The following is a 16,022-nucleotide window of genomic DNA, read 5'->3' as shown; positions in this document are numbered from 1 at the left end:
GATGCGTGATGGAGTGGGTCGAAATGAAAACGGGGGCCCGAAGGCCCCCGCGGAATGGCGTGGGGGTCAGAGCCCTTTCCTTCGAAAAGGACTCCGACCCCGCCGTGCGCGATCAGAAGAACGCGCGGATGCCGAATGCGACACCACGGCCTGGCAGCGGCGAGTAGTCGCGCAGCAGCGAGGTATGCGGGCGCACTTCGCGGTTGGTCAGGTTGCTGCCATCCAGGAACACCTCGTAGCTGTTGCTGGCGTTGCGATCCCAGCGGTAGGCCAGGTGCGCGTCGACCAGGGTGTAGCCGTCGCTCGGGGCTTCGTTCTGGGCGACGTCCTTCTGGCGGCTGTAGCGGACCGCACCGACCGAAGCGCGCCAGCCGTCCTTCGACCAGCGCAGGTCGGCGCCGACGCGGGCCGGTGCGATACGCGGCAGATAGCCAGTGTTGGCCAGTTCCACCGTGTAGTTGTGGTTGTGGTCGCCATGCGGCACGGCGATGTCCAGGTTGCGGCTGCCGCTGCCATCCAGCTTGGCCTTCACGTAGTCGCCGAACAGGCGCAGATCCCAGTCACCGGCGCCGCCCTCGAACAAGTGCACCAGCGCTTCGGCCTCGGCACCGCGGAACACCGCGTCCTGCTGCGTCCAGGTGCGCACCGGCAGGCCCTCGGTGATGCCGGTGTCGGCCAGGTAGATGAAGTCCTTGAACCTGGTCTGGTAGACCGACGCGGAGAAGTCCAGGCGCTCGCTGTGGGTGTGGATACCCAGTTCCACGCGCTGGCCGCGCTCGGTCTTCAGGTTGGCGTCGCCGATTTCCAGCGAACGGGTGGCGATGTGCGCGCCGGCGGCATACAGCTCTTCGTTGGTCGGTGCACGCTCGGAGCTGTCCACGCCGATGCGCAGGTCAACGGCATCGTTGAGCTTCCAGATACCAGCGGCAGACAGGTTGGTGGCACCGAAGGTGCGGCGGCGGTAGTCACCGGTCGGGTCCAGCTTGACCTGGTCGTGGCGGCCGCCCAGTTCCAACTTGAACGGGCCGAACTGCTTTTCCTGCAGTACGAACAGGCCGATGTTCTTCGTGCCGGTATCCGGAACGAACGCCTCTTCGCCCTTGGCACCGAAATCACTGTTGCCGAACTGCAGGCCGAAGGCGCCGTCCCAGCCGCCGATCTGCTGCTGCACCGCTTCCAGGCGCGCTTCGATGCCGCGGTTGGTGAAGCGGGTCGACGGCGTACCGGCCTCCAGCTCTACGTGCTCGTAGTCGGTGTAGGCCACGCGTGCGTTGATGTTCTTCAGGAACGAGACCGGGTTGTAGATGCCGGCCTTGGTCTCGAAGCGGTTCTGCACCATGTCGATGCGAACGTCGTGCTCGTCGCCGCCTTCCTCTTCGTCGCCATGGTCGTGACCGTGGTCATGGCCATGATCATCACCGTCGGCGTGCACGTGCGCGCCATTGGGAATGCCATAGTTGGTGCGGTAGGTGCTGGCCGACACGCCGAAGTAGCCACCGTCGCCCAGCCACGTTGCGCCGACGCCACCGGCGCGGGTGCGGATCGAACTGTTGTCGAGGCGGCCGCGGCGCGGTTCTTCGCCTTCCTCGCCCGCGTGGTCATGGTCGTGGTCGTCGTGGTGGTCTTCCAGGCTGTCGATTACCGCGTAGCCGGGAATGCGGTAGTCGTCGCCATTGCGCACCAGGCCATCCACATGGAGCACGACGTTGCCGCTGACGCCATCGAGGCGGAACATGCCGCTGCGCTCGTTGTTCACCGAATTGCCGCGCAGTTCGGCACGACCGCTGAGCGGCCGCTCAGGCAGCTCGCGCGCGATGCGCCCGTCGACCACATTGACCGCACCACCAATGGCGCCGCTGCCGAACAGCAGCGTGGCCGGGCCCTTCAGTACTTCGATCTGGTCGGCCAGGAACGGTTCGATGCTGGTGGCGTGGTCGGCGCTGACCGTGGACGCATCCATGTTGCCCATGCCGTTGGACAGCACGGCCACGCGCGGGCCTTCCTGGCCACGGATGATCGGGCGGCCGACGCCGGGGCCGAAGAAGGTGCTCTGCACGCCGGGCAGCTTGGCCACGGTATCGCCGAGGGTGCCGGCCTTCTGCTCGTCCAGGCGTTCACCGGCCAGAACCTCCACCGGGCGTGCCAGCGATTCGGCGTCACCCTGCAGCGGCGACGCGGTGACCTGCACCGACGACAGCTCGGTCAGGTGGCGGTCACGATGGGCGGTGTCCTGGCCGGCTGCAAAGGCGACGGACGGCAGCAGGGCGGCGAGGGCCAGGGCCAGGGAATGCGGCTTGAGCCGTGGGGTATGGGCGGGCATGGACGGGTCCTTTGTTACAATGTATCAATCGCGGGGCGCACGAATCCCGTCGATGGGACAGGGGGAGGGAAACCGTGCGGGTCGGAGAGGGATGTTATATTATTCCATAACGATTCGCCGACCCTGCTGGAAGTCATGTCCCTGTCCTCACGCCTGCGCCACCTGCTCGATCGTTTCGGCGCCACTGGTTCGATGCTGTGCGCGGTGCACTGCGCGGTGATCCCGGTGCTGCTGGCCGCAGCGCCTTCATTGGGGCTGTCGTTCTGGCTGAGCGACGGCGTGGAACAGGCGCTGGTGGTGTTCGTGACCCTGCTGGGGTTGTTCAGCCTGGTCTGGGGCTACCGCCGGCACGGTGCGCTGCGTGCGCTGGGCTTCCTGATTCCCGGCCTGGTCGCATTGTGGGCCGGCGTGCTGTATGACCCGCTGCACCACAATGCGGTGCCGCACGCGGTGGTGATGACCATCGGTGGCCTGCTGGTGGGTGTGGCCCATCTGGTCAACCTGCGCCTCAACCACGGTCACGTGCACGACGCCAGCTGCGCGCACTAGGCGCTCCGTGATAGGATTTTCGATCGTGCGCGGGGGCGCCCAGCAAGGCGGCCCCGCCGAACCCGTGTCAGTACGGGGTAACCAGATTTCACATTTGAGGAGTTGAAGACATGGGTAAGGGTGACCGCAAGACCGCCAAGGGCAAGCGCTACAACGCCAGCTATGGCAACGCCCGTTCGCACACCGCCAGCAAGGTCGCCGTAGGCGCCGCCGCTCCGGTTGCCAAGAAGACCGTGGCCAAGGCTCCGGCGAAGAAGGCTGTGGCGAAGAAGGCCGTCGCCAAGGCCTGATCCGGTCGAACGACCGGTTCAATGAAAAACGCGGCGCCTGGCGCCGCGTTTTTTTTTATGCCTGTCCGGTGAGCCGAGCGTGGGTTCGGCTCTACAACCGCATCAGCGCAGTGTCTTCTTCAGCGTTTCCGGATTGCCATCGTTCGGCGCGGCCGGTACCTGCAGCAGGTGGGCCAGCAGCGGATAGACATCGACGTTGTCGAAGCCATCGATCACCAGGCCCTGGCGGAACGACGGACCGCCGGCCACGAACACTGCGCGCATGGAAGGCAGTGCGTTGTCGTAGCCATGCGAACCTCGATCCTGCTTCGCACGCTTGGCGATCTTCTCCTGGTGCAGGGCATCCCAGCCTTCATCCATGACACAGACGATGGCCGGAACCCGCGGATGCGTGCCGTAGTGCCAGCGTGCCGGCAGGTTCTCCTTCTTCCAGCATTCGTAGTGCGCGTGGCGTCCGAGCAGGGCGCGTTCGGCTTCCGCTTCGCGGCCGGCGACCGGCGCAAAACCCACTGACTGGCCTTGGCTGATATTGCGTGCGATGGCCGGGTCGGCCATCGACTCGGTGGCGATCACGTTGCCGTCGGCGACGCTGGCCATGCCGTGGTCGGAGACGACGATCACGTTGGTGGTCTTGGCTAGATCGCGCTGCTGCAGCCCGTCGAGCACCTGGCCGACGATCTGGTCGGCGCGCACGATGGCGTCGGCGTACTCCTTCGACCCGGGGCCGTAGTTGTGGCCGGCCTTGTCCACGTGTTCCATGTACAGCGTGGTGAGGCGCGGTGCATCAGCATCGGTCTGTGCCAGCCAGTCGAGCACGATGCCGGCCCGCTGCTCCAGCGGTTCCTTGCCGTCGTATACGCGCCACTTGCTGGGGCGCACGCCGCGGATTTCAGACTCACTGCCCGGCCACGCCGTGGTGGCCGAACGTACGCCAGCGTTCTCGGCACTGACCCAGATCGGTTCGCCACCCCACCAGCCGCTGGTGGTGACCGCGTCGCGGTTGCTCAGTTCGAAACGGCCCAGGGTTGCATCGTCCATGCTGTTGTTGACGATGCCGTGGTGGTCCGGCCGCAGGCCGGTGACGATGGTGTAGTGGTTGGGGAAGGTCAGCGACGGATAGGACGGCGTCATCCAGCGTGCACGCACGCCGCCGTCGATCAGTCGCTGCAGGTTCGGAGTGAGCCCACGGTCCAGCGCATCGGCGCGCAGGCCGTCGATGGAGATCAGCAGCAGCTTCGGAGGCGAAGCCGCAGCGGCGGAACCGGGAACGGAGGCGGAAGGGGCGGGCGCGGTGGTGCAGGCCGCCAATGGCAGCAGCAGCGCCAGCGCGCAGGTCAGGCGTACGGAAGTCATCCACGCATGATAAGCCCGCGCAATGACGCGCCCAAGACACGGCGCGCTATCGCGCGCCGTGTCCGCGCATTTTTCCTTATCCCCGCGCCTGTCGGCGCGCCCCATTCAAAAGGAAGGGGGGGCTTTTCTCCAGACATGTCCCTGATGATTCCATCCACGCATGGCGTGGATCTACCGTGTCGACCAAGGTCGACACCTACCAACAGTTGCGCACAATGACGTCCGGACAGATCGCCGGAACCTGTCGAAGGCTGGGTGGGTCCGGTTGCAGGGGCGTGAGCGCCATGGATGGCGCGACCGAGCTTACAGGGACGTACTTGCAGCGTCCCCTGCAACTGGACCCACCCTGCCTCCCCGCAGGAAGCCCGCTGTTGCTGTTGCTCTAGCCTCTGCGGGTGCCGGGCGCAGCCCGGCCAGCCCTCTCAGGCGAACAGCGGGGCCTGGCGTTGTTCCAGCCGCAGCAGTGCCGCCTTGGTTTCCAGCCCGCCGCCGAAACCGGTCAATGCGCCGTTGCTGCCGATCACGCGATGGCAGGGCAGGATGATCGGCAGCGGATTGCGCCCGTTGGCCGCGCCGACCGCGCGGGTCGCACTGGGCTGGCCGAGGTGCTGCGCCAGCTGCAGGTAACTCCAGGTCTGGCCGAACGGAATCAGTGCCAGCGCCTGCCATACGCGCAGCTGGAACGGCGTGCCACGTGGCGCCAGCACAAGGTCGAAGCTGTTGCGCTCGCCGTGCAGGAACTGCAGCAGCTGTTCGCGTGCTTCCGGCAGGGCATCCGGTGCGTAGTGCCAGTCGTCGCGTCCGCGTGCCGGATGGCGGTTTTCCGGGAACAGCACATGTGACAGGCCACGCTCATCACCGGCGATGGTCAGCACGCCGATGGGGCTGTCGAAGCGATCAAACAACAGGGTCATGTCGGTTCTCCAACGAACGTGCCGGACAGGTGCCACAGGTGCAGCACGGCGTAGGCGCGCCACGGGCGCCACGGTTGCGAGCGCGCTTCAGTTGCACGTTCGCTCAGGCGCTGGCCCTGTGCGTGGCCGAGCACCTGCTGCAGCACCAGGTCGCCGGCGGGGAAGGCATCGGGCTGGCCGAGCCCGCGCAGGGCGATGTACTGCGCGGTCCACGGGCCGATGCCGGGCAATGCCACGCAGCGCGCAACAAATTCTTCCAGGGCCTGCCCGGGTCCGAAGTCGAGCTGGCCGCTGGCACATGCAGCGGCCAGCGCACGCACCGTGGCGGCGCGGCTGCGCGGCAGGCCGATCGATTCCAGCGGCGCCTCGGCCAGCACCTCGGGCGCTGGGAACTGGCGATTGAACTCGGACGGCATGCCCGGCAGATGCGCCCCATACGCATCCACCAGACGCCGCGCAAAGGTGGTGGCGGCGGCGACGCTGACCTGCTGGCCGAGCACGGCGCGTACGCCGACCTCGAAGCCATCCCAGCCGCCCGGAACGCGCAGCCCCGGGCGTTCGGCGATGCCGCGTGCCAGCAGCGGTTCCTCGCCCAGGGCGGCATGGACCTGCTGCAGGTCGGCGTCCAGATCGAACACACGACGCACACGGCGCACGATGTCGGGGATCAGGCGCGGGTCGACCGCGCTCAGCTGCAGACGCAGTTCCGGGCGCTTCGGGTCGGCGGTGACGCGCAGCAGGGTGGGGCGCTCGGGTGTGCCGAGCAGGCGCTGGTAGCTGTCTTCGCCGATCAGTTCGATGCCAGGCAGGCTGCGCTTGCGCAGGAAGGCCAGCATTCGCGGGAAGTCCAACGGTGGGCGGTACACGAGCCGCAGTACCAGGCCGCCGTCATCGGCGGCCAGCGGCTGGTGCTGGCGACGCAGCGCCGTCGGTGCCATGCCGCAGCCCTGCAGGAAGGCGGTATTGAAGCGGCGCAGACTGTTGTAGCCGGCGGCCAGCGCAACATCGGTCACCGGCAGCGTGGTTTCGGTCAGCAGTTGCTTGGCCAGCAGCAGGCGGTGGGTGGCATGGATCTGTCCGGGTGTTGCGCCGAGATGTTCGACGAACAGGCGCTGCAGCTGGCGCGCGCTGAGGCCGATCTTCTGCGCGAGGTCTGCAACGGGCTGCTCCTGCAGGAAGCCGCCGTGGATGATGGCGAGGGCGCGCTGCACGGTTTGCCCGGCCAGTGCCTGCTGGGCCTGCGGTGCCAGTTCGGGGCGGCAGCGCAGGCACGGCCTGTAGCCGGCAGCAGCGGCCGCGGCAGCGGTCGGATAGTAGGTGATGTTGCGTGGCTTCGGCGGCGGCGCCGGGCAGACGGGGCGGCAATAGATGCCGGTGCTGCGCACGGCGGTGAAGAAAACGCCGTCGAAGCGTGCGTCACGGGCCAGGCGGGCGCGGTCGCAGGCGGCGGTGTCGAGGGCGAGGGCGGTGTCCATGGCGCCAGTCTAGGCCTCTGGCGACGGCGATACTCGCCACATTCGGACATGGATGCTGAAGGGGGATCTGGCAGGGCTGCGCCCGGCACCCGCGGTAGTGCAGGCCGCTGGCCGGCAACGGCAACGGCAGAAGCTGGTTTCCTGTGGGGAGGCGGGGTGGGTCCGGTTGCAGGGGACGCTGCAAGTACCCCTCCGGGGCCCGGCCGCCGCTGGCGGCTGTGCGTTCGGGCGCTTGCGAAGCAGTGCTTCGCAAGCAAAGCGCCCTCACCCATGTAAGCTCGGTCGCGCCATCCATGGCGCTCACGCCCCTGCAACCGGACCCACCCCGCCTTCGACAGGTTCCTGCGACCTGTCGGGACGGCGTTCTGCGCGGCTGTTGGTAGGTGTCGACCTTGGTCGACACGCTTTTCCCAAGGGTCAGAAGGGGTTCAGTGCCACGCGCTGAATGCGCGTCCCGGACGGGTAGACTGTGGCTCTTGCTCACGTGAAGACTGGTTGCCCGATGTCCGCCAAACTCCGCTGGTTGCCCCTGTTGTGCCTGGCCCTGGCGGGCTGCAGCCAGCTGGAGAATCCGGGCAATGTCACCGCCGCCGACAAGGCCGCGCGCGCGCCGGCCAGCGATGGCGAGAACATGGTGTCGATCAATGCGGCTGACGCACCGCCACCGCCGGCGCCGCCGCGCAGCCGGGCGGATCGGCCGTGGCCGCAGGCGCAGTTGGAGAATGGCCGCGCCTGGGTCAGCTGCAGTACCGAGTACGCCGGTGAGGCGGGCGATGGCGTCGAGCTGGAGGGCCTGCAGCGCGAACAGATCACCCAGGCGCTGACGCCGTGCGCCGAACGTGGCCTGATGCGCGTGCGTTACGCCGGCAAGATCAATCCGGGCTTTGCCGAGATGATGTGGCGACTGGCCGTGGTCGCTGACGAACAGAAGATCCACAAGCGCATCCTCGACCTGGATTCCAGCGGAGGCCAGGTGGAATCGGCGATTGTCGCCGGCGACAGCATCGGTGAATCGGGCTGGACGATCTGGGTGCGCGAGGGCTCGATCTGCCACAGTGCCTGCGTGTTCGTGCTGGCTGCCGGTGACAACCGCCTGCTGTCGGGCAAGGTCGGCATCCACCGCATGATGCGGATCAGCTCGAAGGCCACCTCGCGCGCGGAACTCAATCGCGAGCTGCACGAGGTCTACGACAACGTGAAGGACTACCTGCAGCGCAACGGCGTGGCGGTGGGTGTGGCCGATCTGATGATGACCGTGCCCAACCGCAGCCTGCGCCTGCTGACGCAGGATGAGCTGCGCCAGTACGGCCTGGACGGCACCAACGCGGTGCAGGACGATCTGGAACGGATCAAGCAGATGCGGGCCTGTGGTGACGACTTCGTGCAACGCAAGGACGCGTTCCTGATTGCCTTCGACCAGCAGTGCAAGCGCGAAGGCGCCGACATGGAATCGATCAACAGCTGCGGCCAGGCACTGAAGCAGCGCTTCGGTTTCCCGGATGCGGTGTGCCCGGAAGAAAGCCCACTGTCGGAGATCGATGTGGCAACGCTGCCACCGGCACCGTCGGAGCCGCCACCGGTGGCCGAACAGGCGCCAGTGAACACCGCCGCGCCCGCCGCGCAGGCTGATGCGGCAGCGGTGGAGGGCAACGCCCCGGCACGCTGACGGCATAGTCACCGCGCTGGCGTAGACTGCGGTTCTCTCCAGAAAACCGGCGGTGTCCATGAAGCGCGTGCTCCTGCTGCTGTCCCTGCTGCCCCTGACCGCATTGGCGCAGGCACCTGCGCCGGCCACGCCGGCACCGGCTCCGGCACGCCCGGCCCCGGCCTCGCCAGCGGCTGCGAAGCCAGCCACCGCCGGTGCCCCGGCGTTGACCGCTGCACAGCAGGCCCAGGTGCAGAAACAGGATGCCGAGATGGGCGCTGCTGCACTGAAAGCCGCACAGCTGGTCGATGCCAACCGCGCCGGCGAACTGTGGGATGGCGCCTCCGCCGTCGCGCGTCGTGCGGTGCCGAAGGCCGCATTCGTCAGCCAGTTGACCACCGAGCGCACGCGCCTGGGTGCGCTGGCCGGGCGTGGCCAGCCCACCATCACCCGGGTCAAGTACAGCGCAGGTGCCGCGGTGCCGGAAGGGCTGTACATCAACGTCAGTTTCCCGACCCGTTTCGCCAACAGCGCGCAGCCGGTGCGCGAGCTGGTCTCGTTCCGTTTCGACGAGGACCAGGTGTGGCGCCTGGCCGGTTACAGCCTGCGTGCGTCGGCACCCTGAGGAGATGAATGATGGCAACTGAATTGACGATGCTGGCCTGGTCGGTCCTGCTCGGCTTCGTTTACATCTTCGCCACCTCCACCGTGGTCACCCGCGAGCGCGGGATGAAGTGGAATGCCTCGGCACGCGATGGCGACGCAAAGCCGGTCAGCCCACTGGCCGGGCGCCTGCAGCGTGCGCAGGCCAATTTCCTGGAGACGTTCCCGTTCTTCGCCGCCGCCGCCATCGCGGTGGTCGTGGCCGGTCGCGGCAACGACACCACTGCACTGGCGGCGCAGGCCTACTTCTGGGCGCGTGTGGTCTATCTGCCCCTGTACGCCGCAGGCGTGCCCTACGTGCGCAGCCTGGTGTGGCTGGTGTCGCTGCTGTCGATCCTGGCGCTGGTGTTCGCACTTCTGTAAGTCGGCCTGATCCAGATCAAGGCCGCTCAGGTGCGCGGCGCTATGCTGGCGCGGACTGAATCAACGGCAGGAGGCGCGCATGCGCAGGATGGACGTGGTGGTGGTCGGCGCCGGACCGGCAGGTCTGTGCTTCGCGCGCGCGCTGGCCGGCAGCGGGCTGCAGGTCGGGCTGGTCGAAGTGCAGCCGCGCCAGGCCCTGGCCGAGGCCGCCTTCGATGGCAGGGAGATCGCGTTGACCCATGCCTCGCGGCAGAGCATGGAGCAGCTGGGGCTGTGGCAGCGCCTGCCGCAGGCCGAAGTCGCTGAACTGCGCGATGCCAAGGTGATGAACGGCGGCTCGCCGTTCGCGCTGACCTTCGCCAGCACCCAGGTCGACGGCCAACCGCTGGGCTGGCTGGTACCCAACCATCTGATCCGCCGTGCCGCATGGGATGCGGTGCAGGGCCAGGACGGCGTGGAACTGTTCGACGGGCGCAAGGTGCAAGGCGTGCAAGCCGATGCACAGGGCCATGTGGTCAAACTCGATGACGGCAGCCAACTGCATGCGCGGCTGCTGGCGGCCGCTGACAGCCGCTTCTCCGCCACCCGCCGCATGCTCGGCATCGGTGCGCAGATGCGCGACTTCGGCAAGTCGATGCTGGTGTGCCGCATGCAGGTCGAGCGCGACCATCGCCACACTGCCTGGGAATGGTTCGGCTACGGCCGCACGATGGCGCTGCTGCCGCTCAACGAGGGCCAGGCCTCGGCGGTGATCACGCTGCCGCCGCGGCAGATCGACGCGCTGCTGGCGATGGACGAGGTGGCCTTCGGCGAGGCCATCAGTGCTTGCTTCGAACATCGGCTGGGTCGGATGCAGCCGGTGGCCACGCCGCAGGCGTATCCGCTGGTAGGTGTGTACGCGCACCGTTTTGTTGGCGAGCGTTCGGCGCTGATCGGCGATGCCGCCGTCGGCATGCACCCGGTCACCGCGCATGGCTTCAACCTGGGCCTGGCCAGCGCACAGCGGCTGGCGCAGGGCATCGTCGCGCAGCAGCGTCGCGGTGCCGACATTGCCGCCGCCGGCATGCTGGCCAGCTACCAACGGGGTCACCGGCTGGCGTCGCGGCCGCTGTACGAGGCCACCAATGCGATCGCCAGCCTGTACACCGACGATCGCCGCCCGGCGCGACTGCTGCGGGCGGCCGGCCTGCGCCTGGCGCAGGGCGTGGCACCGTTCAGGCAGCTGATTGCCTCGCACCTGACCCAGCGCGTAGCCTGAACAGCCTCACATCAGCCGGCGGCCAGCACCCGGATCTGGCTGTCGGCGAACTCGACCACCTGGCCTGCGCGGATCTTGCAGGCCTTGCGCAGTTCGACTTCGCCATCGACCCGCACCTGGCCGTCACTGATGACCATCTTGGCCTCGCCGCCACTGGTGACCAGGTCGGCCAGCTTGAGCAGCTGCTTGAGTTCGACGTAGTCACCGTCGAGGTCGAATTCGAGAATCTGCATGGAGCGGGGTTCCTGGGAAGAGGGGCGCAGGCCAGCGGCCGGGCCGGGAAGAGGGCGCGTATTGTGCGCCAGCACGGGGCATGACGGCACGCGCACGGAAAGCTGTACGCCTCGTTCAGCATCAATGCGGTATCATCCCGCTCTGAGCGAGTGAAATCTCCTCCGACCGAGCAGCGCCAGGGCACGCGATAAGAAGGGCGCCCAAAGCGCGGACCATCCCTTTTTTATCGCACTGCCAGGAAGACGGCAGTGCCTTCGGAGTTCCCCATGTCCCAAGATTCCCAAGCGCCGCTGCAGTTCGCGCAGCTCGGCCTGTCCGAGCCCGTGATGCAGGCGGTCACCGCCATCGGCTACGAAACCCCGTCGCCGATCCAGGCCGCCACCATCCCGGCGATGCTGGAAGGCCGCGACGTGCTGGGCCAGGCCCAGACCGGTACCGGCAAGACCGCCGCGTTCGCGCTGCCGGTACTGTCCAACATCGACCTGCAGCAGATCAAGCCGCAGGCCCTGATTCTGGCGCCGACCCGCGAACTGGCCATCCAGGTCGCCGAGGCGTTCCAGTCCTACTCGTCCAAGATCCCGGGCTTCCGCGTGCTGCCGGTGTACGGCGGCCAGCCTTACGGGCAGCAGCTGTCGGCGCTGCGCCGTGGCGTGCATATCGTGGTCGGTACCCCCGGTCGCGTGATCGACCACCTCGACCGCAGCACTCTGGACCTGTCCGAGCTGAAGACCCTGGTGCTGGACGAAGCCGATGAAATGCTGCGCATGGGCTTCATCGACGACGTCGAAGCGGTGCTGAAGAAGCTGCCGGAGCAGCGCCAGGTGGCCCTGTTCTCGGCCACCATGCCGCCGCAGATCCGCCGCATCGCGCAGACCTACCTGCAGGACCCGGTGGAAGTGACCATCGCGGCCAAGACCACCACCTCGGCCAACATCCGCCAGCGTTACTGGTGGGTGAGCGGCATGCACAAGCTGGATGCGCTGACCCGCATCCTGGAAGTCGAGCCGTTCGACGCGATGATCATCTTCGCGCGCACCAAGGCCGGCACCGAAGAACTGGCCAGCAAGCTGCAGGCCCGTGGCCTGGCCGCTGCCGCCATCAACGGCGACATGCAGCAGGCCCAGCGTGAGCGCACCATCGCCATGCTGAAGGAAGGCAAGCTGGACATCCTGGTTGCCACCGACGTGGCTGCGCGCGGCCTGGACGTGGAGCGCATCAGCCACGTGCTGAACTACGACATTCCGTACGACACCGAAAGCTACGTGCACCGCATCGGCCGTACCGGCCGTGCCGGCCGCAGCGGCGAGGCGATCCTGTTCGCCACCCCGCGCGAGAAGGGCATGCTGCGCCAGATCGAGCGCGCCACCCGCCAGCCGATCGAAGAGATGCAGCTGCCGAGCGTGGAAGCGGTCAACGACAACCGCATCAACAAGTTCACCACGCGCATCACCGAAACCCTCGGTGCCGGCGGCCTGGACTTCTACCGCCAGCTGCTGGAGCGCTTCGAGAACGAGCAGAACGTGCCGGCCATCGAGATCGCCGCCGCGCTGGCCAAGATGCTGCAGGGTGACACCCCGTTCCTGCTGCAGCCGCCGGTGCGTGCCCCGCGTGAAGAGCGCGCCCCGCGCGAGCGTTTCGACCGTGGCGACCGTCCGGAGCGTGGCGATCGCTTCGACCGCAACGAGCGTGGTCCGCGCTTCGAGCGTGGCCCGCGTCGCGACGACGCCGAAGGTGGTTTCGAGCAGCGTCCGCGCCGTGAGGTTCCGCCGCGTGGAGCACCGGAGCAGGGTATGGAGACCTACCGCATTTCGGTGGGCCACCAGCATGGCGTGAAGCCGGCCAACATCGTCGGCGCCATCGCCAACGAAGCGGGCCTGGAAAGCCGCTTCATCGGCCGCATCGACATCCACGACGACTTCTCGCTGCTGGACCTGCCGGCACAGATGCCGCCGGACGTGCTGTCGCACCTGCAGAAGGTGTGGGTGTCCGGCCAGCAGCTGCAGATGCGTGCGCTGGCTCCGGGTGAAGACACCAACCCGGCCCCGCGTCCGTTCAAGCCGCGCTTCGACAAGCGTGGCCCGGGCGGCCCGGGCGGCCCGGGTGGTCCGCGTCGTGGTGGCCCGGGTGGTCCGGGTGGCCATGGTGGCCATGGTGGCGACCGCGGCGGTGACCGCGACAGCCGGCCGCCGCGTCGTGACGGCTTCAAGCCGCGCGGCCCGCGCAGCTTCTAAGCCGCACCCGCAGCCGTCCATAACAACGCCAGCCCCCGGGCTGGCGTACAGGAAAAGGGGACGGAGGGGATTAAGTCGTAAATGGCAGGCCATGCGCTTATGCCGAAAACGACTTAATCCCCTCCGTCCCCTTTTTCGCATGGCCCACACATTGCCGGTCATAGGCTGGGCCGGTTCCAAGGCAGGTTGTCACCGCAGCACATTCGGGGGGATCCGGGATGGGTAGAAGTGGCACGGACCAGCAGAGCCGGCGGGTGCCGATGACCCGTGGGCTGGGATTGCGCTTTGCGTTGTTGACGGGCATGGCGATCGGGTTGGTCGCGTTGTCCGCGTTGATCCAGGAACTGCAGGCAGCCTCGACGGCCTGGATTGCCGGCCAGGGGTACTGGTCACGAGGGCAGCAGGATGCAACCGCTGCGCTGAGCCGCTACCTGGCGCGTGGCCATGCCCAGGACCTGGATGACGCGCGCCAGGCGCTGCGGATTCCATTGGGCGATCTGCAGGCCCGGCTGGCGCTGGAACAGGCGGTACCGGACGAGGAAAAGGCCAGGCAGGGCTTCCTGCAGGGTGGCAACGCGCGCGCCGATATCCCGCGCCTGGTGTTCTCGTTCCGCTATGCACGCGACATCGGTGCATTCCGGGAAGCAACCACGCTGTGGCGACAGACCGACGATGATCTGTTGGCCGTGCAGCGGCTGGTTGCCGAGCTGCAGTCGGGGCACGCCCAAGGCGTGCTGCCAGCGGCGGACCGCGATCGGTACCTGCAACAACTGCGTGATCTGGACCGGCGGCTGCAGGTGCAGGCGCAGGCATTTTCGCAAGCGTTGCTGCGCATGGCCACGATGGTACGGATCGCCACGCTTGTGGTCGGCGGGTTGTCGGTGCTGGCGATCAGCCTGATGGCGGTGGCCCTCGCGCGCCGCGTCGGCAAGGACCTGACCGAGCATGAAAGCCGCTTCCGTGCGGCCTTCTACCAGGCCAATGTCGGCATGCTCAAGCTCGACACCGACGGCAAGGTGATCGAAGCCAACCAGGCGATGGCCGACATCCTCGACTACCGACGCGACGTGCTGCTGCAGATGTCGCTCGGCGATCTGTTGATGGAAGGCGAACTGGTCATCGATGGCGTCGGCCGCATCGACTGGGACCGGCAGCTGCGGCCGAGTGAACTGCGCTTCTGCCGCCGCGATGGCAGCCTGGTGTGGGGGCGCTGGAGTGGCACCGGCGTGCGCAGCGCGGGAGGCGGCCTGTCGGTGTTTGCGATCATCGAGGATGTCAGCCAGAACCATGCATTGGCACGTGAGATCGAGCATCACGCCAGCCACGATCCGCTGACCGGCCTGATCAACCGCCGCGAGATCGAGCGGCTGCTGGAGCGTGCGCTGCTGCAGGTACGCAGTGATGGCGGTACGCATGCGCTGTGCTACATCAACCTGGACCACTTCAAGCTGGTCAACGACAGCTTCGGCCATGCCGCCGGTGACCAGATGCTGCGCAGTTTCGCCGACTATCTGGTGGCGGCCGTGCGTGACGGTGACTGGGTCGGCCGCCTGGGCGCCGACGAGTTCGCCGTGTTCCTCGCCCATGCCGGGCAGGACGAAGCCAAGCGGGTGCTGCAGCGGGTGATCCGCAACCTGGGCCAGGCCACGTTTCCGATCAGCGAGGGCAGCCCGCAGCTGAGCTGCAGCATCGGCGTGGTCGAGGTCAGTGCAGATGCGCCGGACGTGAACTGGTTGATGAGTGCCGCCGACAGCGCCTGCTATGCCGCCAAGCAGGCCGGGCGCAACCGCGTGCACTGCTTCAATGAGAACCGCATGGCGCTGGAGGAGCGGCGGCAGGAGGCCGAGCGCCTGCAGGGCGTCAGCCTGGCGATGGCCGAGAATCGCATGCTGCTGTATGCACAGCGCATCGCCCGCGTGGGCGATCCGTCCTACCTGCACTACGAGGTGCTGGTGCGCATGCGTGGTACCGATGGCAGCCTGCATCTGCCCGGCCAGTTCATGCCGGCGGTGGAGCGCTATGGCATGGCAGTGGCGCTGGACCGGCACGTGCTCGGGCTGCTGTTCCGCCACCTGCAGGTGTGCCCGGCGCACGTGCGACAGCTGGGCCTGTGCAACGTCAACGTGTCCGCGCAGTCGATCGCCGAGCCGGGATTCCTCGCCTTCGTCTGCGACCTGCTCGAGCGCAACCGCGCGCTGGCCTCCAAGTTGTGCTTCGAGATCACCGAGACCGCGGCGATCAGCAACCTCAGCCAGGCCCGCGCCTTCATCGATGCGGTGAAGGCACGGGGGTGCCGGATGGCGCTGGATGACTTCGGCTCCGGCCTGTCTTCCTTCGGCTACCTGCGCCAGTTGCCGGCGGACATCCTGAAGATCGACGGCGCCTTCGTGCGCGACATGGATACCGACCCGGTCAGCCACGCCACGGTGCGCGCGATCAGCGAGCTCGGGCGCGAGCTGCAGATGGAAGTGGTGGCCGAGTGGGTGGAGACCGCCGAGGTTGCCGGTGCGCTGACCCGGCTTGGCGTGCAGGGGCTGCAGGGCTATGCCATCGAACGGCCGCAGCCGCTGGAGCGGCTGACCCTGGTCGATCTGCGCCCGGTACGGCTGGTCGCGGTGAAGGGGCCGCCGGCGGCTGGCTGAACCGCGGGCGCCGACTTTGGTCTACACATGCGTGGCGTGCCCGGCTGCGATAATGCGCGCCAGGGGCGGCGCGCAGTGGGCGCGG

At 67.6% G+C, this 16,022-nt stretch carries 13 protein-coding genes; 8 read left to right on the top strand and 5 right to left on the bottom strand.

What is annotated here, in order from left to right:
- Positions 1-112 precede the first annotated feature (112 nt).
- Entirely contained in the window at positions 113-2,320 is a 2,208-nt protein-coding gene (locus AC5P5S_RS09780) for a TonB-dependent receptor (protein WP_012479581.1), read from the bottom strand.
- 135 nt (positions 2,321-2,455) lie between these two features.
- On the opposite strand from AC5P5S_RS09780, the gene AC5P5S_RS09775 reads away from it, so the two are divergent.
- Entirely contained in the window at positions 2,456-2,869 is a 414-nt protein-coding gene (locus tag AC5P5S_RS09775; protein WP_008264835.1) for a MerC domain-containing protein, read from the top strand.
- Positions 2,870-2,979: 110 nt separating this feature from the next.
- Positions 2,980-3,159, top strand: coding sequence for a 30S ribosomal protein THX (locus tag AC5P5S_RS09770; RefSeq protein ID WP_004150462.1), 180 nt, complete (start codon positions 2,980-2,982; stop codon positions 3,157-3,159).
- 102 nt (positions 3,160-3,261) lie between these two features.
- Here AC5P5S_RS09770 and AC5P5S_RS09765 read toward each other — a convergent pair whose 3' ends face one another.
- The 3 genes from AC5P5S_RS09765 to AC5P5S_RS09755 all read right to left on the bottom strand — a co-directional run bounded on the left by AC5P5S_RS09765 (position 3,262) and on the right by AC5P5S_RS09755 (position 6,901).
- Entirely contained in the window at positions 3,262-4,512 is a 1,251-nt protein-coding gene (locus tag AC5P5S_RS09765; protein WP_062607475.1) for an alkaline phosphatase family protein, read from the bottom strand.
- A gap of 422 nt (positions 4,513-4,934) precedes the next feature.
- Positions 4,935-5,426, bottom strand: a complete 492-nt coding sequence (locus AC5P5S_RS09760) for a methylated-DNA--[protein]-cysteine S-methyltransferase (RefSeq protein WP_005408696.1) — start codon at positions 5,424-5,426, stop codon at positions 4,935-4,937.
- Positions 5,423-6,901: a DNA-3-methyladenine glycosylase 2 family protein gene (locus tag AC5P5S_RS09755; RefSeq protein ID WP_062607478.1), complete on the bottom strand. Its 1,479-nt coding sequence runs from the start codon at positions 6,899-6,901 to the stop codon at positions 5,423-5,425. The genes AC5P5S_RS09760 and AC5P5S_RS09755 overlap by 4 nt, the downstream gene beginning before the upstream one ends.
- Before the next feature lie 502 nt (positions 6,902-7,403).
- On the opposite strand from AC5P5S_RS09755, the gene AC5P5S_RS09750 reads away from it, so the two are divergent.
- From AC5P5S_RS09750 to ubiM, 4 genes are all read left to right on the top strand, one after another.
- A complete protein-coding gene (locus tag AC5P5S_RS09750) occupies positions 7,404-8,567 on the top strand; it encodes a COG3904 family protein (RefSeq protein ID WP_049454703.1) in 1,164 nt (387 codons plus the stop codon).
- A 58-nt stretch (positions 8,568-8,625) separates the two neighbouring features.
- Positions 8,626-9,171, top strand: coding sequence for a DUF4019 domain-containing protein (locus AC5P5S_RS09745; RefSeq protein ID WP_005408699.1), 546 nt, complete (start codon positions 8,626-8,628; stop codon positions 9,169-9,171).
- 11 nt (positions 9,172-9,182) lie between these two features.
- Positions 9,183-9,572 (top strand): MAPEG family protein, encoded by a 390-nt coding sequence (locus tag AC5P5S_RS09740; protein ID WP_005412709.1) that lies wholly within the window; start codon positions 9,183-9,185, stop codon positions 9,570-9,572.
- A 79-nt stretch (positions 9,573-9,651) separates the two neighbouring features.
- Entirely contained in the window at positions 9,652-10,830 is a 1,179-nt protein-coding gene (ubiM, locus tag AC5P5S_RS09735) for a 5-demethoxyubiquinol-8 5-hydroxylase UbiM (RefSeq protein ID WP_012479587.1), read from the top strand.
- A gap of 11 nt (positions 10,831-10,841) precedes the next feature.
- Here ubiM and AC5P5S_RS09730 read toward each other — a convergent pair whose 3' ends face one another.
- A complete protein-coding gene (locus AC5P5S_RS09730) occupies positions 10,842-11,063 on the bottom strand; it encodes an RNA-binding S4 domain-containing protein (protein WP_012479588.1) in 222 nt (73 codons plus the stop codon).
- A 267-nt stretch (positions 11,064-11,330) separates the two neighbouring features.
- Between AC5P5S_RS09730 and AC5P5S_RS09725 the strand changes: the two genes are divergently transcribed.
- Together AC5P5S_RS09725 and AC5P5S_RS09720 are read left to right on the top strand one after the other, a co-directional pair.
- Entirely contained in the window at positions 11,331-13,295 is a 1,965-nt protein-coding gene (locus AC5P5S_RS09725) for a DEAD/DEAH box helicase (RefSeq protein WP_012479589.1), read from the top strand.
- 218 nt (positions 13,296-13,513) lie between these two features.
- Positions 13,514-15,937, top strand: a complete 2,424-nt coding sequence (locus AC5P5S_RS09720) for a putative bifunctional diguanylate cyclase/phosphodiesterase (protein ID WP_005412713.1) — start codon at positions 13,514-13,516, stop codon at positions 15,935-15,937.
- Positions 15,938-16,022: the final 85 nt, after the last annotated feature.

This window comes from Stenotrophomonas sp. YJH_SMC_54, from assembly GCF_059368435.1.
Note: the sequence above shows the minus strand (reverse complement) of the source record. Positions and strands in the feature narration are given on the sequence as shown.